Origin of the sequence: Agromyces sp. Leaf222, assembly GCF_001421565.1 — a bacterium.
Taxonomy (GTDB): domain Bacteria; phylum Actinomycetota; class Actinomycetes; order Actinomycetales; family Microbacteriaceae; genus Agromyces.
Map to the genome: position 1 here is coordinate 53,711 of NZ_LMKQ01000002.1, position 19,966 is coordinate 73,676.

15 protein-coding genes are annotated in these 19,966 nt (G+C 70.5%); 10 read left to right on the forward strand and 5 right to left on the reverse strand.

All coding sequences use genetic code 11. The annotated features are described in order from the left end of the window. Positions 1-63: 63 nt before the first annotated feature. The 6 genes from ASE68_RS15260 to arfB all read left to right on the forward strand — a co-directional run bounded on the left by ASE68_RS15260 (position 64) and on the right by arfB (position 9,046). Positions 64-4,341, forward strand: coding sequence for a family 43 glycosylhydrolase (locus ASE68_RS15260; RefSeq protein WP_157421714.1), 4,278 nt, complete (start codon positions 64-66; stop codon positions 4,339-4,341). A 423-nt stretch (positions 4,342-4,764) separates the two neighbouring features. Then, a complete protein-coding gene (locus tag ASE68_RS15265) occupies positions 4,765-5,391 on the forward strand; it encodes a hypothetical protein (RefSeq protein ID WP_055861595.1) in 627 nt (208 codons plus the stop codon). A gap of 35 nt (positions 5,392-5,426) precedes the next feature. After that, the gene (locus tag ASE68_RS15270) at positions 5,427-6,476 is read left to right on the forward strand and encodes a WxL protein peptidoglycan domain-containing protein (RefSeq protein ID WP_200921764.1); all 1,050 of its coding nucleotides are present in this window, start codon (positions 5,427-5,429) and stop codon (positions 6,474-6,476) included. Positions 6,477-6,636: 160 nt separating this feature from the next. Beyond that, complete coding sequence (locus ASE68_RS15275) at positions 6,637-7,956, forward strand: MFS transporter (RefSeq protein ID WP_055861601.1); 1,320 nt, start codon at positions 6,637-6,639, stop codon at positions 7,954-7,956. A gap of 149 nt (positions 7,957-8,105) precedes the next feature. Further along, positions 8,106-8,525 (forward strand): DUF5684 domain-containing protein, encoded by a 420-nt coding sequence (locus ASE68_RS15280; RefSeq protein WP_055861604.1) that lies wholly within the window; start codon positions 8,106-8,108, stop codon positions 8,523-8,525. A gap of 83 nt (positions 8,526-8,608) precedes the next feature. Next, positions 8,609-9,046, forward strand: coding sequence for an alternative ribosome rescue aminoacyl-tRNA hydrolase ArfB (gene arfB / locus ASE68_RS15285; protein WP_055861607.1), 438 nt, complete (start codon positions 8,609-8,611; stop codon positions 9,044-9,046). A gap of 36 nt (positions 9,047-9,082) precedes the next feature. On the opposite strand, the gene ASE68_RS15290 is transcribed toward arfB, so the two are convergent. Beyond that, a complete protein-coding gene (locus tag ASE68_RS15290) occupies positions 9,083-9,496 on the reverse strand; it encodes a nitroreductase/quinone reductase family protein (RefSeq protein WP_055861610.1) in 414 nt (137 codons plus the stop codon). 176 nt (positions 9,497-9,672) lie between these two features. On the opposite strand from ASE68_RS15290, the gene ASE68_RS15295 reads away from it, so the two are divergent. The 4 genes from ASE68_RS15295 (at position 9,673) to paaZ (ending at position 14,729) form a co-directional block, all read left to right on the forward strand. Next, positions 9,673-10,872: an acetyl-CoA C-acyltransferase gene (locus ASE68_RS15295; RefSeq protein ID WP_055861613.1), complete on the forward strand. Its 1,200-nt coding sequence runs from the start codon at positions 9,673-9,675 to the stop codon at positions 10,870-10,872. Continuing rightward, positions 10,869-11,651, forward strand: coding sequence for an enoyl-CoA hydratase/isomerase family protein (locus tag ASE68_RS15300; protein ID WP_055861616.1), 783 nt, complete (start codon positions 10,869-10,871; stop codon positions 11,649-11,651). Before ASE68_RS15295 ends, ASE68_RS15300 begins: the two co-directional genes overlap by 4 nt. Next, positions 11,648-12,523, forward strand: a complete 876-nt coding sequence (locus tag ASE68_RS15305) for a 3-hydroxyacyl-CoA dehydrogenase family protein (protein WP_255353519.1) — start codon at positions 11,648-11,650, stop codon at positions 12,521-12,523. The genes ASE68_RS15300 and ASE68_RS15305 overlap by 4 nt, the downstream gene beginning before the upstream one ends. A gap of 106 nt (positions 12,524-12,629) precedes the next feature. After that, complete coding sequence (gene paaZ / locus ASE68_RS15310) at positions 12,630-14,729, forward strand: phenylacetic acid degradation bifunctional protein PaaZ (protein WP_055861619.1); 2,100 nt, start codon at positions 12,630-12,632, stop codon at positions 14,727-14,729. A 443-nt stretch (positions 14,730-15,172) separates the two neighbouring features. Here the strand turns inward: paaZ and ASE68_RS15315 are convergent, their stop codons facing one another. From ASE68_RS15315 to paaI, 4 genes are all read right to left on the reverse strand, one after another. Further along, positions 15,173-17,299 carry a RecQ family ATP-dependent DNA helicase gene (locus ASE68_RS15315; protein WP_055861622.1) on the reverse strand — a complete coding sequence of 709 codons (2,127 nt, stop codon included), beginning with the start codon at positions 17,297-17,299 and terminating at the stop codon, positions 15,173-15,175. A 70-nt stretch (positions 17,300-17,369) separates the two neighbouring features. Then, positions 17,370-17,999: a TetR/AcrR family transcriptional regulator gene (locus ASE68_RS15320; protein ID WP_055861625.1), complete on the reverse strand. Its 630-nt coding sequence runs from the start codon at positions 17,997-17,999 to the stop codon at positions 17,370-17,372. A gap of 61 nt (positions 18,000-18,060) precedes the next feature. Continuing rightward, on the reverse strand, positions 18,061-19,320 hold the full coding sequence (gene paaK, locus ASE68_RS15325; protein WP_082462453.1) for a phenylacetate--CoA ligase PaaK: 1,260 nt from the start codon (positions 19,318-19,320) through the stop codon (positions 18,061-18,063). Between the two features lie 130 nt (positions 19,321-19,450). Next, positions 19,451-19,867 (reverse strand): hydroxyphenylacetyl-CoA thioesterase PaaI, encoded by a 417-nt coding sequence (paaI, locus tag ASE68_RS15330; protein WP_055861627.1) that lies wholly within the window; start codon positions 19,865-19,867, stop codon positions 19,451-19,453. Between the last annotated feature and the right edge of the window lie 99 nt (positions 19,868-19,966).

The following is a 19,966-nucleotide window of genomic DNA, read 5'->3' on the forward strand; positions in this document are numbered from 1 at the left end:
TCCGATATGTTGACGTCAACATCTGAATGTTGACGTCAACATTCCTGATCGGAAGAGACAACGGTGTCCACTTTGAAATCACGCCCGCGCGCCGCCGCGGCGGCCCTCGCCGCCGCAGCCGCCGTGGCAGGTTCGTTGCAATTCATGCCGCTCGCCGCCTCCGCAGCCGAGGCCGACGTCGTGCTCACACCCAATCCCGCCGTCACCGGCCCCGAGTTCGAGGGCTGGGGAACGAGCCTCGTCTGGATGGCGAACGCCACCGGCGACTACCCCGAGGCCCTGCGCACCGAGCTCATCGACTCGGTGTTCGGCGATGAGGGGATGAACCTCAACATCGCCCGCTACAACATCGGCGGCGGCAACGCGTCCGACGTGTCCGACTACCTGCGCCCAGGCGGTGCCGTGCCCGGCTGGTGGAACGCGGATGCGCCGCTCACCGACGCCCAGGGTGCGATCACCTCGAGCTACGCCGACCGCGACCGGTACCTGGCCGCATGGACGGGCGACGCGGCATCCGACTACGACTTCGACGCCGACGCCGCACAGCTCGCCTGGGTCGATCAGATCAAGGACCGCGTCACGAAGTGGGAGGCGTTCAGCAACTCGCCGCCGTACTTCATGACCGAGAGCGGCTACGTCAGCGGCGGCTTCGACGCGAACGCCGAGCAGATCAAGCCGGCGGCCGTCGAGAAGTTCGCCACCTACCTCACGACGGTCGCCGAGCATGTCGAAGACGCGCACGGCATCGAGTTCGACACGATCGACCCCCTCAACGAGCCGAACACGAACTACTGGGGCACGACGCTCGGCGGCAACGGGCAACCGACCGGCGGCCGCCAGGAGGGCGCGCACGTCGGACCGGCGATGCAGTCGCAGGTGCTGACCGCGCTCGACGCGGAACTCGCCGCCGCGGGCACGACGACCGAGGCGCTCCTCTCCGGCCCCGACGAGACCAACCCCGGACGGTTCGTCGCTGACTGGGACGGCTGGACGCCCGAGGCGAAGCAGGCCGTCGACCAGCTCAACGTGCACACGTACGGCACGGGTGACCGCCTGCGGGTGCGCGACATCGCGAAGGCCGCCGACAAGCCGCTGTGGATGAGCGAGGTGGAGGGCAACTGGGGCGGCAACTCGTGGAACCCGACCTCCATCGAGAACGGACTCGGCCTCGCCCAGCACATCACGGGCGACCTGCGTGAGCTCGACCCGTCGGCCTGGGTGCTCTGGCAGCCCGTCGAGGACCTCTACAACATGGCGGAGCAGGAGAAGCTCAACTGGGGCTCGGTCTTCATCGACTTCGACTGCAACGACGACGGGGACTCCGAGCGGCGGCTCGCCGACGGCGACGCCGACCCGTCGTGCAAGGTCGTCACGAACTCCAAGTTCGACGCGATCCGCAACTTCACCCACTACATCGAGCCCGGCGACCGCATCGTGCCGACGAACGACGCCCAGACGACCTCGGCGGTCAAGGGCGACGGCTCCGGAGCCGTGCTCGTGCACACGAACACCTCCGGCGATGAGCAGACCGTGCGGGTCGATCTCTCGCAGTTCGGCGAGCTCGCGGCGGGCGCGACCGTCACGCCGATCGTGACGACGGAGTCGCCGGCCGGCGACCCCTCGGCCAACGCGCTCGTCGCGGGTGCGCCCGTCGCGGTCGACGCCTCCACGGCGTCAGCAGACCTCACGGTGCCCGCCAAGTCGATCACGACGTTCGTGGTGACCGGGGCCTCCGGTGCCGCCACCGACGCACCGGCCGTCCGCGACGGCGAGACCTTCCGCCTCGTCGGCGTGCAGAGCAGCAAGCCGCTCGCCGCGACATCCGGAAACCCCGCCACCGTGCTCGGCGACGCCGCGGCAGCAGATGCCGATGCCAACCAGCTCTGGACCGCGACGCGGCTGAGCGAGGGCGACGGCACCACGAGCGACCGGTTCGCGCTGCGACTGGCCGACGGCCGCACGCTCGCCGCCAATGCGAGCGGCACCGAACTGCGAACCCTGACCGACGAGCAGGCCGGAGCGGATGCCTCGGCGCAATGGGTCGCGAACACCACCGACGGCACCACCTTCACCCTGCTGAACCCGGCGCGCGAGCGCGTGCTCGACGTCGCAGGCCAGTCGACGTCGGTCGGGGCATCCGTCGGCCTTTGGACCTCGAACGGCGGTGGGAACCAGCGGTTCACGATCGTCGAGCCCGAGGGGCCGGTCGGCCCCAACTACACGAGTTTCCGCCCAGGCCAGGAATGGCTCGACACGAACGGCAACGTGATCCAGGCGCACGGCGGCCAGGTGGTGCCCTCGACCGACGAGGAGGGTCGCACGATCTACTACCTCTACGGCGAGGACCGCACGAACGGGTACCACGCCGCACCGGGCGTTCACGTCTACAGCTCGACCGACCTGTACAACTGGACCGATGAGGGCCTCGCGCTGCGCGCCCTCTCGTCGAAGGTGCAGTTCGACGAGCCGTACTTCGACGCGCTGTACGGCAGCTACACCCAGGCGCAGAAGGACGCCGTCTACCGCGACCTCGGCACGACGCCCGTGGCCGGTCAGACGCCGCCCATCATCGAGCGGCCGAAGGTGATCTTCAACGAACGCACCGGCAAGTGGGTCATGTGGGCGCACATGGACGGACCGAGCGAGACCTCGACCGCGCAGTACGCGAAGGCCAGGGCGGGCGTGGCGATCGCGGACTCACCGTTCGGCCCGTTCCGCTACATCGAGAACCAAGCCCTGAACTCCTCGCCCGACGGCTGGGGCGATCCGGGCATGGCGCGAGACATGAACCTCTTCGTCGACGACGACGGCACGGGATACATCATCTACTCGAGCGAGGACAACGGGACGATGTACATCTCGAAGCTCGACGAGGAGTACACCGGCCTCGCCACGCCGGCCGACGAGGCAGTCGAAGGCGTGGACTACAACCGCATCTTCGTCGGCTGGTCGCGTGAGGCGCCGGCGATGTTCAAGCACGACGAGCGCTACTTCCTGCTCACCTCGGGCACCAGCGGCTGGTCGCCGAACCCGACGAAGTACGCGTCGGCGGCGGACCTCATGGGCGACTGGACCGAGATCGGCGACCCGTTCCCGTGGTGGGCCCAGTCGAACTCGTGGAACACGCAACCGACGTCGGTGATCCCCGTCGACCGCGAGCACGGCAAGTACATCTACATGGGCGATCGCTGGAACGGCGGCTCCGACTCCGCGCTGCAGAACGCGCCCCTGGTCTGGCTGCCGCTGAACATGGGCGAGGGCGGTGACACGCTCGCCGTCGAGGTCTGGGACGAGTGGACGCTCGACGAACTCGACCAGTGGGCGGCGTGGGAGGTCACGGGCGTGCCCACGAGCATCCCGATCGGCGGACCGTTCGACGTGCCGACGGTGACGGTCGAGCAGAACGGCGAGACGACCTCGCAGGCAGTCGAGTGGTCGGTCGACGGCTCGCTCGACCTGCCCGGAACCGTGACCGTGACCGGCACCCTGCCCGGGTTCGGCGGACGCACATTCACCCGCTCGGTCGCGGTCGTGCCCGAGCATGTGCGGTACGCCGTCAACGCCGGTGGCCAGCGGACCGCCGACTGGACGGCGCTCATCGAAGCGGCGTCGGCCGAGGCATCCGTGCTGAACAGCAGCCCCGACCAGAAGTACGGCGTCGATCCCGGAACGCACGCGTCGTGGGGGTACCTCGGCGATGCGAACGCCGTTGCAGGCGACGAGAGCGGATCGATGTTCTCGACGCTCCGCTATGCGACCGGCGGCGCCGACCTCGCCTATCGCTTCGACGGCCTGGCTCCGGGGACCTACACGGTCTTCGCGGGCTACTCGGACCCGTGGGCGCAATGGGACGACCGGGGTGCGAAGGTCACCGTCAACGGCACGGTGGTCGAGGCCGACCACGACTTCGACGCCACCGACCAGACGGCCGCGTACGCGGGGGTCTCGGTCGGTGCGGACGGTCGGATCGACTTCGCACTGAGCCCGACTCGGGGCCCCGACGTGCAACTGAGCTGGCTGATCGTCACGGCGGACGAACTGGCGGCGCCGGCGCTCGACGTCGAGGTCACGGCGAGCACGCGATGCGTCGCCAAGAAGGCCGTCGTCACCGCGAGGGTGCACAACACGGCCGACGTGCCTATCTCCGCGGCGCTGCAGACGGCGTACGGCGCGAAGACGATCGGCGGGATCGCGCCCGATGCGAACGCCACGCACGCGTTCACGACCAGGGTCGCCCAGCTCGCCGCCGGCACGGTCTCGACTACCGTGACCGCGGTCGTCGACGGCGTGGCCGTCACGCAGACGGTGGATGCCCTATACGGGGCGACCGACTGCCGCTGACCCCTCGATGCGCATCCGCCGGGCCGTCGACCCGGCTCGGCGGATGCGCTCGAACCCCGGCATCAGCAAGGAGATCTGGTTTGGTGGGGTCCAAAGATATGAACAATCTGCGAGGAATCATGGTCTAGATCGTTGGCATAGCCAAAAAGATCCTTAGACATCGGATCTTTGACTTGACAAAGCCGGCGGCGCAGAAGAGATTGAATCCGTGCCGGCACCGTTCAATGAAGCACTCGAGTGCAGGCGCATGAGCTCGAAACCGGGATCGATGCCGTCGATCCCGTGGCGGTCACCGCTTCGTCGGCGCAGCCCGTCATGTGGACGACGGATGCCGCCGATACGGCATCCGACTGCGCCCGACGTCGTGGCGGGGCATCCGCCGGTCGCTGACCCACCGAAGAAACCAGACAGGAAGAGCAGGACATGAAGAAGATCAGAAACGCGGCGCGAGGCTGCGCGATCGGCCTCGGAGCCCTGATGCTCGTGGGCGTCGCCGGCATCGCGGCCGCCGAGGAGAACCACGGCAACGGCGAGGTCGACGTGCAGGTCGCCATCCCCGAGATCGTCGAGCCCGGCGTGCTCGCGATGACGGTGGCGAGCTCCTCGACCGCCCTCGTCGAGGAGGGGTCGACCGACACCGTTCGGCAGTTCACCGGTGAGCTGCCGACGGTGACGATCACCGACACCAGGTCCGCCGAGGAGATCCCGGATGACGCGTACTGGTACGTGCTCGGCACGTCGAGCGACTTCGTCGGCGACGCCGGGCAGCCGTCGATCGGGGCCGAGCATCTCGGATGGGCGCCGCAGCTCATCGACGGCGGTGAGTCCGGACTCGTCTCCGAGGGCGACCAGGTCGACACGGTCATGGACGAGGCCGCGCCGAACCCGTACGGCCTCGTCGACCAGGAACTGCTCGCGATGGCCTTCGATTCCGGCGAGATCGCGACCGAGGGGCAGTGGACGGCGAACGCGGACCTGTTCCTGCGCACGCCGGCAACGGTCGCGCCGGGCAACTATGCTGCGACCCTGACCCTGTCCCTGTTCGAGTAGGAACCATGCGCCGTCTCCTCCTTTCGCGTACGGCCGTGTCGGCCGCGGCTGCGCTCATCGTCGTGGGGGCGCTCGCGACGTCGGCGGCCTCGCCCGCGTCGGCCTCCGTGTCGGCGGAGGAGTCGGCGCCCGCGGTGACCTGGTCGGTCGCTCCGGCGGATGCCACCGGGCCCGACGGGCGTTCCCGGGTCGAGCTCGAACTCGACCCGGGGGCGTCCGCCACGGAGCACCTCGCGGTGCACAACCTCGGAGACGAGGAGGTGACGTTCGCGATCACGGCTGCCGACGGTTATCTCACGTCGACGGGCCGGTTCAACATGCTGCCCTCCGACCAGGAGTCCGTCGACGCCGGAGCGTGGATCTCGGTGGCCGACTCCGTCACCGTGGCGCCGGGCGCGACCTCGATCGTGCCGTTCACCGTCGCCGTGCCCGCTGACGCCACACCCGGAGACCACGCGGCCGGCGTCGCGGCATCCATCCTGTCGACCTCGACCGGCGACGGGGCCCGGGTGGGCGTCGAGAGTCGCGTCGGATTCCGGGTCATGACGCGCGTGACCGGCGAACTCGCGCCGGCCGTCGCCCTCGCCGCGGACGGCCGGTACGTCATCTCGTGGAACCCCTTCCAACCCGGCCGCCTCGAGGTGACCGGCGTGGTCGAGAATGCGGGCAACGTCGCCCTCGCGGTCGAGGGCGCAGTCGAGTCCGGTGGCGACCGGATCCCCGCGACCGGGTTCGAGGCCGACGCATCCGGCGCGGCCGGCCCGACGAGCGCCGACCTCCTGCCGGGCGAGCAGCGCACCCTGACCTTCACGATCCCCGCCGTGTGGCCCATCGGCCCCGTGACTGTTCCAGTCGTCGCCGACGCCACCGCCGTCGGACCCGACGGAACTCAGCTGGCGGTGCACCCCGCCACCGAGACGGTGATCGTCTGGGCCCTGCCGCTGCCGCAACTCGTGCTCCTGCTCGCGCTGGGCCTCATCGTGCTCGGGCTCGCCCTCGGCCGTCGTCGGCGCACCTCGAAGGTCGACCGGCTCGTCGAGGACGCTCGCGAGGCCGGACGCCGAGAGGTCCTCGACAAGGTCTGAGCCCTGGCGTCCAGGAGCATCCGTGTCACCCGTTCGGGTTGCGCGGCGGACCGCTGAGTGCGTACCCTGAATTCCCAACCGAACAATCGGTCAGGAAGTCGGGCGACGCAGACGGCTTCCGGGTCCCTTCCCCCGAGCACGCCAGAACAACGGAGTTCGCATGTCCACCGAAGCCAGAGAGCGCACGCAGACCGGGCGCATGCCCGCCGAGGAGCGGAGGGTGCTCGCCGGCACCCTCGTCGGCACCTCGATCGAGTGGTACGACTTCTTCATCTACGCCCAGGCGGCCGGTCTCGTGCTCGCGCCGCTCTTCCTCGCGCCCGTCGCCGAGTCGAACCCGGGGCTCGCCCAGGTGCTCTCGTTCGCCACGATCGGCATCTCGTTCCTGTTCCGCCCGCTCGGCGCGATCGTCGCCGGATACCTCGGCGACAAGCTCGGCCGCAAGCGGATGCTCGTCTTCACGCTCATCATGATGGGCCTGTCGACCTCGCTCATCGGCTTCCTGCCGACCTACGCGGCGATCGGCATCGCGGCGCCCATCCTGCTGATCCTGCTCCGCATCCTGCAGGGCTTCTCGGCCGGTGGCGAGTGGGGCGGCGCGGCGCTCATGGCCGTCGAGCACGCCCCGAACGGCCGCCGCGGCTTCTTCGGCGCGTTCCCGCAGATCGGCGTGCCGATCGGCATGATCCTCGCGACGTTCACCCTGTGGGTGCTCACGAGTTCGATGTCCCCCGAGGCGTTCATGGCGTGGGGCTGGCGCATCCCGTTCCTGCTCTCGATCGTGCTCATCGCCGTCGGCTACGTCATCCGCCGGGCCGTCGAGGAGAGCCCCGTGTTCGAGGAGCTCCTGCGTCGCCGCAAGGAGTCCTCGACCCCGCTGCGCCAGCTCTTCCGCCACAACACCAAGCAGGTCGTGCTCACCGCGGTTATCTTCATCGCGAACAACGCCGCTGGCTACCTGCTCATCGCCTACTTCGCGACCTACGCGGTCACGGCACTCGGCATGGATCGCCCGACCGTGCTCCTCGCCACCACCTTCGCGTCGTTCGGCTGGCTGATCTTCACGCTCTGGGGCGGCCGCGTCTCCGACCGGCTCGGCCGAGTGCGCACCTTCCAGATCGGCTACGTGATCCTCGCCCTCTGGGCCGTGCCGATGTGGTTCCTCATCGACACCGGCGACGTGGTCTGGTACTTCGTCGCGCTGTTCGTCATGACCATCGGCCTCGGCCTCTCGTATGGTCCGCAGGCCGCGCTGTACGCCGAGATGTTCCCCGCGAACGTGCGCTACTCGGGCGTCTCGATCGGCTACGCGTTCGGCGCCATCCTCGGCGGGGCCTTCGCACCGATGATCGCCGAGGCACTCATCACGACCACCGGGCAGTCGTGGACGATCGGCGTCTACATCGCGATCGCGAGCGTCATCTCGCTGGTCGGCGTCTCGCTCGTCAAGGAGACCAAGGGGCGCGACCTGCTCGAGTGAGCTGCGGATGCCGCGACGCCAGGAGGCGTGCCCGCATGGCGGGCGCGCCTCCTTCGTCATGGATCGGGAGGTCAATAGGCTCGGCGCGGGTGGACCACCCCGGCGCCGCCCGCCCACGAGACTGCAGCACTGCAGGGTTGGAGTGAACCATGGATGCGTTCTCCGTCTTGGCCGACACCGGTGACCTGGTCACGCAGGATCCCGGGTTGAACGGCGGATACGTCTTCGGCTCGATCATCGGCTACATCATCTGGGCGATCACGCTGTGGCTGGTCTTCGCGAAGACCGACTACCCGGGCTGGGCCGCGATCGTGCCGATCTACAACATCTACGTGCTGGTGAAGATCGCGGGCTACCACGGCGCGTTCGTGCTGCTCTACTTCATTCCGATCGTGAACATCGTCGCCGCGATCATCGTCGCCTTCGGCGTCGGGCGGGCATTCGGCAAGGGCGGCGTCTTCAGCTTCTTCCTGCTGTTCTGGTTCTCGCTCATCGGATACCTCATCGTCGGCCTCGGCTCATCGAAGTACCTCGGCCCCGGCGGTCGCTCCGGCCTCGTCACGGCCTGAGCCTCTCCCGTTCGCGCCCGGTCTGCACGCGCAGCCCGGGGCGCGTCGCATTCGGTGGCCGGATGCCGCGGGATGATGGATCCATGCCTGCCGCCCACCGTCCCGGTCTTCGGGTCGACTCCGCACTCACGATTCCCGAGTCGGAGCTGTCGTGGCGGTTCTCGCGGTCGTCGGGCCCCGGCGGGCAGGGCGTGAACACGGCCGACTCCCGAGCGGAGCTGGTCTGGGATGTCGCGGGCTCCGCCGTGCTCTCGCCGCTGCAGCGCGAGCGGCTCCTCGAGCGCCTGGGCAGTCGCCTGGTCGACGGCGTGCTGACGATCGCGGCATCCGAGCATCGCGCGCAACTGCGCAACCGGGATGCCGCGCGGGAGCGGCTCGCCGCGCTCGTGGCCGAAGCCCTGCGGCCGCCGTCGCCGAAGCGACGGGCGACGAAGCCGAGTCGTGGCTCGAAGGAGCGTCGCCTCGATGCGAAGAAGCGGCGCACCGACGTCAAGCGACTGCGGCGCCCGCCTCACGACTGATGAGCGAGACGGGCGCCGGCCCGGGAAGTCGGAAGCTCAGGCCGCGAGCGGAGTGAGCTGCAACACCGGGATCCGGCGATCGGTCTTCTCGAGGTAGTCGCCGAACTGCGGCTCCTCGGCCACGATCGCCGCGTATGCCTGCTGCCATTCGTCGTCAGAGATCTGCGTCGCCGTCACCGTCTGCGTCACGACCTCGCCGTCGACGAGCGCCTCGAGCTCGAACGTCGGGTTCGCGCGCAGGTTGTGGTACCAGGCGGGGTTCTCGGGCGAGCCGCCCTTCGACGCCACGACGCGCCACCCGTGCTCGTTGCGGAAGCCGACGACGGGATTCAGGTGCGTCTCACCCGACTTCGCCCCGATCGAGTGCAGGATGACCAGCTTCGGACCCCAGTAGTTCTCGGTGCCGTTGCTGTTGCGGAACTTCTCTATGACGTCTTCATTCCAACCCATGCAGTGGGGCAACGCAGGCGCATCCCGGAATCTTCCCGAGGGCGCCGTGATCGGAGCCGGGACATGATCGCGGTGGCGGCCTCGCCCGTGAGCGTGCCATAATTACTTCCTGAACGGTCGGTCACTAATTCGATCGGACACGAACTTCGAAACGGACGATGACGTCAGGAGAGCAGATGGCCGAGGCCTACCTCGTCGGAGGCGTGCGCACGCCCGTCGGTCGATACGGGGGCGCGCTCGCGAGCGTGCGGCCCGACGACCTCGCCGCGCTCGTGGTCGGTGAACTCGTGCGCCGCGTCGGCCTCGACGCCGCCGGGGAGCTCGGCGCGATCGACGAGGTCATCCTCGGCGCCGCCAACCAGGCGGGCGAAGACAACCGCAACGTCGCCCGCATGGCGGTGCTGCTCGCGGGGCTCCCCGATGAGGTGTCCGGCATCACGGTCAACCGCCTCTGCGCCTCGGGCATGTCGGCGATCACGATGGCGGCCCAGGCGATCCGCGCCGGCGACGCCGACCTCATCATCGCGGGCGGCGTCGAGTCGATGACACGGGCGCCATGGGTGCAGGCCAAGCCCGAGAAGGCGTGGGCGCGTCCGGGTGCCGCCTACGACACCTCGATCGGCTGGCGGTTCCCGAATCCCGAGCTGCTCGCCCGCGACAAGGCCACCTACGCGATGCCCGAGACCGCTGAAGAGGTCGCCAGGATCGACGGCATCACACGCGAGGAGGCCGACGCCTTCGCGCTGCGCAGCCAGCAGCGCGCCGCCGCCGCGATCGCCGCGGGCCGGTTCGAGGCGGAGATCGTCGGCGTGCCCACCCACCGCGGCGAGGTGCTCGTCGACGAGGGCCCACGCCCCGAGACGACGCTCGAGGCGCTCGCCCGCCTGCGTCCGGTCGTCGCCGGCGGCTCGGTCGTCACGGCGGGCAACTCCAGCGCGTTGAACGACGGCGCCTCCGCGATCCTCGTCGCGAGCGCCGAGGCGGTCGAGCGGCTCGGACTCACGCCCCGTGCCCGGGTCGTCGTCGGCGCCTCCGCCGGCCTCGCGCCCGAGATCATGGGCCTCGGACCCGTTCCGGCGACCGAGAAGGCGCTCGAGCGCGCGGGCATCGACCTCGACGAGATCGGGTCGATCGAACTCAACGAGGCCTTCGCGACGCAGTCCCTCGCCTGCATCCGTCGCCTCGGACTCGACCCCGAACGCGTCAATGCCGACGGCGGGGCGATCGCCCTGGGGCATCCGCTCGGCTCGTCGGGCTCGCGACTGATCGTCACCCTGCTCGGCCGCATGGAGCGCGAGGGCTCGCGCTACGGCCTCGCGACCATGTGCGTCGGCGTCGGCCAGGGCTCGGCCCTCATCGTGGAGCGGCTCTCATGACGGATGCCGCAGCCGGCAGCCCGACGCCCGCCGACGTTCCCGACGACTCCCCGCTGCGCATCGAGCGGCGTGCCGACCGGGTGGTCGCGACGCTCAACCGGCCAGGCGTGCGCAACGCGATCGACCAGCGCACCATCGACGCCCTGCACGTGCTGTGCGCCGAGCTCGAGGCGATCCCGCGCATCCTGATCCTCACCGGCACGGGCGGGGTGTTCGCGTCGGGCGCCGACATCGCCGAGCTGCGCGAGCGTCGCGCCGACGACGCGCGCCGGGGCATCAACGCGAACGCGTTCATCCGCGTCGCCGAGCTGCCCATGCCCGTCATCGCCGCGCTCGACGGCTACGCCCTCGGCGGCGGGGCCGAGCTCGCGTATGCGGCCGACATCCGCATCGCCACGTCGTCGCTGAAGATCGGCAACCCCGAGACCGGGCTCGGCATCCTCGCCGCGGCGGGCGCGAGCTGGCGGCTCAAGGAGATCGTCGGCGACGCGCGCGCGGCCGAGCTGCTGCTCACCGGGCGCACCGTCGAGGCCGACGAGGCCCTCGCGATCGGGCTCGTCAGCTCGCTGCATCCGCAGGCGTCCCTCCTCGACGCGGCGCATGCGATCGCCGACCGTATCGCCCGCAACGACCGCGATGCGACCATCGCGACGAAGCGCGTGTTCCGAGCGCCGCGCGCGGAGCATCCCGTGGCCGACCTCGAGGCCCAGGCCGTGCTCTTCGAGAGCCCCGAGAAGTTCCGCCGCATGACCGAGTTCCTCGAGAGGAAGCAGAAGTGAGCGACCGCCTGACCAACGCCGGAGCCCCGCGCGACGTCGGCGTGCTCGGCGGTGGCCGCATGGGCGCGGGCATCGCGCACGCGTTCCTCCTCGCCGGGTCGCGCGTCACCGTCGTCGAACGCGATGCGGATGCCGCGGCCGCGGCGAGGGCGCGCGTGCTCGAGTCCGTCGCGGCATCCGTCGCCCGCGGCACCGCCGACGAGGGCGCCGAGGCGATCGGTGCGCGATTCGCCGTGAGCACCGAGGTCGGCGCGTTCGCGACCTGCGGCCTCGTGGTCGAGGCCGTGCCCGAGCAGCTCGAGCTGAAGATCGACGCCCTGACCCGGGTCGAGGCGGTGCTCGCCGACGACGCGGCGCTCGCCTCGAACACGTCGTCGATCTCGATCGACGAGCTCGCGACGCTGCTCGAACGCCCCTCGCGGTTCCTCGGCATGCACTTCTTCAATCCCGTGCCCGCGTCGGCGCTCGTCGAGATCGTGCGCGGGCGCGCCACCGAGCCGACGCTCGTCGACGCGTCGCGCGACTGGGTGCGCGCCATCGGCAAGACGCCGATCGTGGTCGCCGACGCCCCGGGCTTCGCGTCGTCGCGCCTCGGCGTCGTGCTCGGCCTCGAGGCGATCCGCATGCTCGAGTCGGGCGTCGCCTCGGCTGAAGACATCGACCAGGCGATGACGCTCGGCTACAAGCATCCGGTCGGACCGCTTCGCCTGACCGACCTCGTGGGCCTCGACGTGCGACTCGGCATCGCCGAGTACCTCGCCTCGACCCTCGGCGAACGCTTCGAGCCGCCGACCCTCATGCGCCGCATGGTCGCCGAGGGCAAGCTCGGCCGCAAGACGGGCGAGGGCTTCTACGTGTGGGACACCCCGTGAGTGCTCGCGACCAACTCCTCCTCGAGAAGTCGCGAATGGCGACCTCCGCCACCCTGACATCGCCATCTGCGACGTCTCGACGTCCGTTCGAAGAAAGGCACCCCGAATGATCACGATCCTGCCGAGCTACATCGAGGGCGCGTGGTGGACTCCGGATGCCGCGGGGTCGCCCGATGCGGCACCCGCGACCGAGGTGCGCGACGCGTCGACCGGCGAGGTCGTGGCGCGGGTCTCGACCGCCGGCCTCGACCACGGCGCCGCGCTCGAGTACGCGCGCACCGTCGGGCAGCGATCGCTCGGCGCCCTGACCTTCCACCAGCGGGCCGTGGTGCTGAAGCAGATGGCCCTCGCGCTCACCGAGCGCAAGCAGGAGCTCTACGAGCTGTCGAGCCGCACGGGCGCCACGAAGCAGGACTCGTGGGTCGACATCGACGGCGGCATCGGCGTGCTCTTCGCCTACTCGTCGAAGGGTCGCCGCGAGCTGCCGAATTCGCAGGTGTACGTCGACGGCGGTGTCGAGCCGCTCTCGAAGGACGGCTCGTTCCTCGGGCGGCACATCTACACGCGCCTGCCGGGCGTGGCCGTGCAGATCAACGCCTTCAACTTCCCGGTGTGGGGCTCGCTCGAGAAGTTCGCGCCCGCGTTCCTCGCGGGGGTGCCCAGCCTCGTCAAGCCCGCGACGCCGACCGGATACCTCGCCGAGGCGTTCGTGCGCATCCTCGTGGAGTCCGGGCTGCTGCCCGAGGGGTCGCTGCAACTCGTCTCGGGCAGCGTGCCCGACCTCTTCGACCACCTGCGGCTCGGCGACCTCGTCGCCTTCACCGGCTCGGCCTCGACGGCCGAGCGGCTGCGCGCGAACGACTCGGTGCAGACCGGCGGCGTGCGGTTCACGAGCGAGACCGACTCGATCAACGCCTCCGTGCTCGGTCCGGATGCCGTCGCCGGCACGCCGGAGTTCGACGCGTACGTGAAGCAGCTCGTCGCCGAGATGACCACGAAGGCGGGGCAGAAGTGCACCGCGATCCGCCGGGCCGTTGTGCCCGCGGCATCCGTCGATGGGGTGATCGAGGCGGTGCGGGCGCGCATCGCCGAACGCGTCGTGATCGGCGACCCGCGGGTCGACGGCGTGACCATGGGCCCGCTCGCGTCGCTCGAGCAGCGCGACGAGGTGCTGCGCCAGGTGCGACGGCTCGCCGGTGAGGGCGGCGAGGTCGTGATCGGCTCCACCGAAGCGCCGAGCGTGCGGCTCGCCGACGGCTCGACGGGTGAAGCCTCCGACGGCGCGTTCGTCGAACCCGTCATGCTGCGGTTCGCGGATGCCGCGAGCCCCGCCCTGCACGAGGTCGAGGCGTTCGGGCCGGTGACCTCGATCGTCGGCTACGAGACCGTCGACGAGGCGGTGCGGCTCGTGGCACTCGGCGGTGGATCGCTCGTCACGAGCGTCGCGACGCACGACCCCGCGGTCGCCGTGGCGCTCGCCTCGGGCATCGCGGCCTACAACGGCCGACTGCTGCTGCTCGACCGCGACGACGCGCGCACCTCGACCGGCCACGGCTCGCCGCTGCCGAACCTCGTGCACGGTGGTCCGGGTCGTGCGGGCGGCGGCGAGGAGCTCGGCGGCATCCGCGCGGTGCTGCATCACATGCAGCGCACCGCGGTGCAGGGTTCGCCCGAGATGCTCACGGCCCTCACGGGCGTGTGGCATGCCGGCGCGACGTCGACCCCGTATGCCGACGCCGGCGAACCGCACCCGTTCCGCAAGTCGCTCGCCGAGCTGCGCATCGGCGACCAGGTCGTGTCGGGTTCGCGCACCGTGACGCTCGAGGACATCGAGACGTTCGCGCACTTCACCGGCGACACGTTCTACGCCCACATGGACGAGGCCTCGGCCGCGGCCAACCCGTTCTTCCCTGGCCGGGTCGCGCACGGGTACCTGCTCGTGTCGTGGGCGGCCGGCCTCTTCGTCGACGCCGCGCCCGGCCCGGTGCTCGCGAACTCCGGACTCGAGAACCTGCGCTTCGTGACGCCGGTCTCGCCGGGCGACTCGATTCGCGTCGAGCTCACGGCGAAGCAGATCACGCCGCGCGAGACCGACGAGTACGGCGAGGTGCGCTGGGACGCCGTGCTGCGCAACCAGCGCGACGAGCTCGTGGCCAGCTACGACGTGCTGACCCTCGTGGCGAAGGAGCTCGAGCCGGCGGCCTAGCGTCGCGCCGTGCCTGTGTCCTGCCCGTGCCAGTCGTGGGGGGCCTGCGTGCGGCGCCCGTTGCACTGCGCTCGCCGCCCACCGGACTGCGGTGCTCGTTCGGAACTCCACGATCCCGGGCGCGGCCTGGCCGCACGTTGTTCAGAATCGGTATGCCAGTTCCCCCTCAAATGGGAAACCCAGTGGTCGAGTGGCGGCGCGCACGCGAACACGGGCCCGTTCGTGTGGTGAGCGCGAGAGCGGAACATCGAGCCGAGGCGTGGATCCGACCCAGGCAGACGTGAGTCAGGGACGCGAGCAGAGGGCCGGAGCCCGAGCCGAGTCGTGCGTGGCGACCCTCAGACGCTCAGCCTCACGGGCGGGTGCCAGCCGCGCAGTGCGACTCTCAGGCTCACGGGCGGGTGCCAGCCGCGCAGTGCGACTCTCAGCCTCGCGGGCGGGTGTCAGCCGCGGAGTGCGAGCACGAACGGCAGCACCGACGTGGCACCGGCCAGTCGCAGCTCGCGCGCGGCGACGGTGAGCGACCACTTGCTGTCGGCGAGGTCGTCGACGAGCAGTACGCCGCCGCTCGGCACGTCGATCCCCGAGGCGGAGAACCGCTGCCAGACTCCCGCCAGGCGGAACGCGCTGTTGCCGCCCGGCTGCCCGCTCGGTCCGCCGTTCGCGGGTTCGAGCGCGCCGAGGTAGGGCAGTCGGCCGATGCGGGCGATGCCCTCGGCGAGCGAGCGCACCAACTCGGGGTGCGAGCGCGAGGGCATCGAGACGACGGCGACGGGACGCTCTGCCCAGCCCCAGTCGGCGAGCACGCGCACGCACGCGTCGAGCATCTGCGGGGTCACGGGTGCGTCTGGTGCACCGGCAGCGAAGACCTCGCGGAGCGTGCCGCCCCAGCCGAGATCGGTCAGGCGGGCGAGCGCCCGGCCCTCGCCGGCCTGCTCGCCGGGGGCGATGCGCCCCTTGACGGGCACGCCGAGCCGGTCGGCGCCCGTCGGCCACGCCTTGCGAGGCTCGACGGGCACGCCGACGCGATCGAGGGCTCCGGATGCCGCCTCGGCGGCGCCCTCGGCGAGGTCGCCCGGGTACCAGACGCCGGCGCAGTTGTCGCAGCGGCCGCACGGCGCGGCCGTCTCGTCGTCGAGGGAACGCTGCAGGAACTCCATGCGGCAGGCGTCGGTCTGCTCGTAGTCGATCATGTGCTGCTGCTCGGCCTCGCGCTCGGCCGCGATGCGCGAGTACCGCTCGGCGTCATACGTCCACGGCTGACCCGTGGCGACCCAACCGCCCGACACGCGGCGCACCGCGCCGTCGACGTCGAGCACCTTGAGCAGGAGTTCGAGCGGCGTGCGGCGGATGTCGACCCTGGCCTCGAGGGCGGGGGTCGAGAGCGGCACGTCGGAGAGCTCGCCGATGACCCGGTGCGCACGTTCTTCGTCGGGCATCGACGCGGTGGCGAAGTAGTGCCAGATCGCGCGGTCTTCGGTGCCGGGCATGAGCAGCACGTCGGCGCTCTCGCTCGCGCGGCCCGCGCGGCCGACCTGCTGGTAGTACGCGACGGGCGACGACGGGGCGCCGAGGTGCAGCACGAACCCGAGGTCGGGCTTGTCGAAGCCCATGCCGAGCGCGCTCGTGGCGACGAGCGCCTTGACCTCGTTGCGCTTGAGCATGCCCTCGGACTCCTCGCGCTCGTCGGTGTCGGTCTGCCCGGTATAGGCGCGCACCTCGTGTCCGCGTTCGCGGAGCACCCTGGCGATGTCGGTCGCGGCCGAGACGGTGAGCGTGTAGATGATGCCGGAGCCCGGCAGGTCGTCGAGGTGGCTGAGCAGCCACGCGAGGCGGCTCGCCGAGTCGGGCAGCCGCAGCACGCCGAGGCGCAGCGACGTGCGGGCGAGCGGCCCGCGGATCGTGAGCACGCCCTCGCCCGCGTCGCCGCCGGCCGCGGTCGACCCCAGTTGCTCGGCGACATCCGCCACGACGCGGCTGTTGGCGGTGGCCGTGGTCGCGAGCACCGGCACCGAGGCCGGCATCTGCGCGATGAGGTCGCGCAGGCGACGGTAGTCGGGTCGGAAGTCGTGCCCCCAGTCGCTGATGCAGTGCGCCTCGTCGACGACGAGCATGCCCATGCGTCGCACGAGCGCGGGCAGCTGCTGCTCGCGGAACGACGGGTTGTTGAGCCGCTCGGGGGAGACGAGCAGCACGTCGACCTCGTCGGCGTCGAGTTTCGCCAGCACGTCGGCCCACTCGTGCGCGTTCGTGGAGTTGATGGCCACCGCACGCACTCCCGCGCGCTCGGCGGCCGCGATCTGGTCGCGCATGAGGGCGAGCAGCGGCGAGACGAGCACGGTGGGCCCGGCGCCCTCGCGGCGCAGCAGCAGCGTCGCGACGAAGTACACCGCCGACTTGCCCCACCCGGTGCGCTGCACGACGAGTGCCCGCCTGCGCCCCTCGACGAGCGCCCGGATCGCCTCGAACTGGCCGTCGTGGAACGTCGCATCGTCGCGCCCCACGAGTTCGCGCAGCGCGCCGAGCGCCGCCGCGTGCAGGTCTAAGAACACGGAGTCGGCAGGGGTCATGCGCCCACTCTGTCGGATGCCGCCGACAACCGCCTGTGCGGCGGCAAGCGCTGCGCGGCCGGGCGACCGATCAGGCCAGCAGGTCGGCGACGCGGTTCGACGTCGGCATGCGCAGGCCGTCGAGGGCGACCGCGACGACGTCGTCGGCCAGCCGGTCGGCGGTCTCGGTGCCGCCGGGGCGGTACCACTCGACGATCGAGTTGATCATGCCGAACGTGAGGCGCGAGACGACGCTCGCGTCGAGGTCGCTGCGGAGGGACCCCTCGCCCTGCGCTTCGGAGACGAGGGCGGTGACCCGCTTGTCGAACGCGCGCCGGCGTTCGAGCGCCCGCCGCTCCACCTCCGTGTTGCCGCGTACGCGCAGCAGCAGGGTGACCGAGGGCAGGCGGTCGACGAGCACGTGCACGGCGCCGCGCAGCACGAGGTCGAGGCGATCGGCAGCGCGCCCGCCCGCGGCATCCGCGTCCTCGAGCACGCCCTCGAGCGCGGCCAGCGCGGAGTCGAGCGCCCGGTCGAGGATCTCGTCCTTCGAGGTGAAGTGGTGATAGATCGCCGACTTCGAGAGCCCGAGCCGTTCGGCGAGCACGCCCATCGAGGTCGCGTCGTAGCCGAACTCGTTGAAGGCCGCGACGGCGACGTCGAGGATGCCCTGCTGGTCGTAGCCGGGGCGTCCACGGCGAAGTGAGGTGTTCTCTGACATCGCCCCCAGTCTCCCATCCGAACGGTCGGTCAGCGCGCAGGCCGCTCGGCGAACCAGCGGCTCAGGCGTTGCGCAGGTCGTAGACCCGCTTGTACTTGCCCTCGCTCCGGGGCAGTGCGCCGGGCTCCTCGAGCCGGACCTCGACGGTCGAGCCGATGAGCACCTTGATCTTCTTCGCGAGCACCACGGATGCCGCCTCGCACGTCTCGCGGGAGAGGTCGGGGTGCCGCTCGATGCGCACGGTCATGGCGTCCATGCGGCCGTTGCGCGTGAGCTCGAGGATGAAGTGCGGCGTGAGGTGCTCGATGCCGAGCACGATCTCCTCGATCTGCGTCGGGAACAGGTTCACGCCGCGGAGGATGATCATGTCGTCGTTGCGACCGGTGATCTTCTCGATGCGGCGCATCGCAGGGCGCGCGGTGCCCGGCAGCAGGCGCGTGAGGTCGCGCGTGCGGTAGCGGATGACCGGGAAGGCCTCCTTCGTGAGCGAGGTGAACACGAGCTCGCCCATCTCGCCGTCGGCGACCACCTCGCCGCTGTCGCCGTCGATGACCTCTGGCAGGAAGTGGTCCTCCCAGATGTGGGGGCCGTCCTTCGTCTCGAGGCACTCGTTGCCGACGCCGGGGCCCATGACCTCGCTGAGGCCGTAGATGTCGAGCGCGTCGATGCCGAGGCGCTCCTCGAGCTCGTGGCGCATCTCGTTCGTCCACGGTTCAGCCCCGAGCACGGCCACCTTGAGCGAGGTCGAGCGCGGGTCGATGCCGGCCTCGACCATGGCATCGGCGATGGTCAGCAGGTAGCTCGGCGTGCAGAGGATCGCGTCGGGCTCGAAGTCGGTGATGAGCTGCACCTGGCGCGCGGTCTGCCCGCCCGACATCGGGATGACGGTGGCGCCGAGCGCCTCGATGCCGGCATGCGCGCCGAGCCCGCCGGTGAAGAGGCCGTAGCCGTAGGCGTTGTGCACCTTCATGCCCGGGCGGATGCCGCTCGCGCGCAGCGAGCGGGCGATGAGCTGCGCCCAGCGCTCGAGGTCGCCCTTCGTGTAGCCCACGACCGTCGGCCGCCCGGTGGTGCCGCTCGACGCATGGATGCGCGCGACCTGCTCCATCGGCACGGCGAACATGCCGAACGGGTAGGTGTCGCGCAGGTCGGCCTTGGTCGTGAACGGCAGCTTCGCGACATCCGCCAGCGTCCTGATGTCGTCGGGGTGCACGCCCGCCTCGTCGAACTTGCGCGTGTAGAGCGGCACGTTCGCGTGGGCGTGGCGCACGGTCTGCTGCAGCCGCTCGAGCTGCAGCGCCTCGAGCTCGGTGCGCGTCATCCGCTCTTCGGCATCGAGGGCGTCGGATGCCGCGGGCACGAGTCCGGAGACGCTCGCACGCGCGGTCGTGGTGGTCGTGCTGGGGGAGAGGGTCGTCGTCGACACGTGGTGCTCCTGGTTCGCGGACAGGTCAGAAGGTTCGGTTGGTGGAGACGGAGCGGCCCCGGAACTCGGCGACGGGCTCACCGTGCTCGTCGACGACCGTGACGTCGTAGATGCCCGTGCGGCCCGACCGGGTGCGACGCACCGCCGTGGCGGTCAGGGTCTGGCCGGCGGCGGTGGACTTCAGGAACGTGATGTCGGCTCCGGCGGCGACCGTGACGGTCTCGTCCTCGTTGCAGGCGATCGCGAACGCGGTGTCGGCGAGGGCGAACACGAAGCCGCCGTGGGTGATGGCGAACCCGTTCGTCATGTCCTCGCGCACGAGCATGGATACGACGGCGTGGCCGGGGTCGTCGCGTTCGACGACGAGGCCGAGGGATGCCGCAGCACGGTCGCGCTGCATCATCTCGCGGTTGATCGGGGCGGCGGTCGCGGCATCCGTCATGTGAAGCTCCTCGTCGAGTTCCGGGCGCCATTGCTGCGGCGCATCTCCGACTATATACTAACTGAACGATCGGTTAGTATTATGTTCGGAGACGAACGG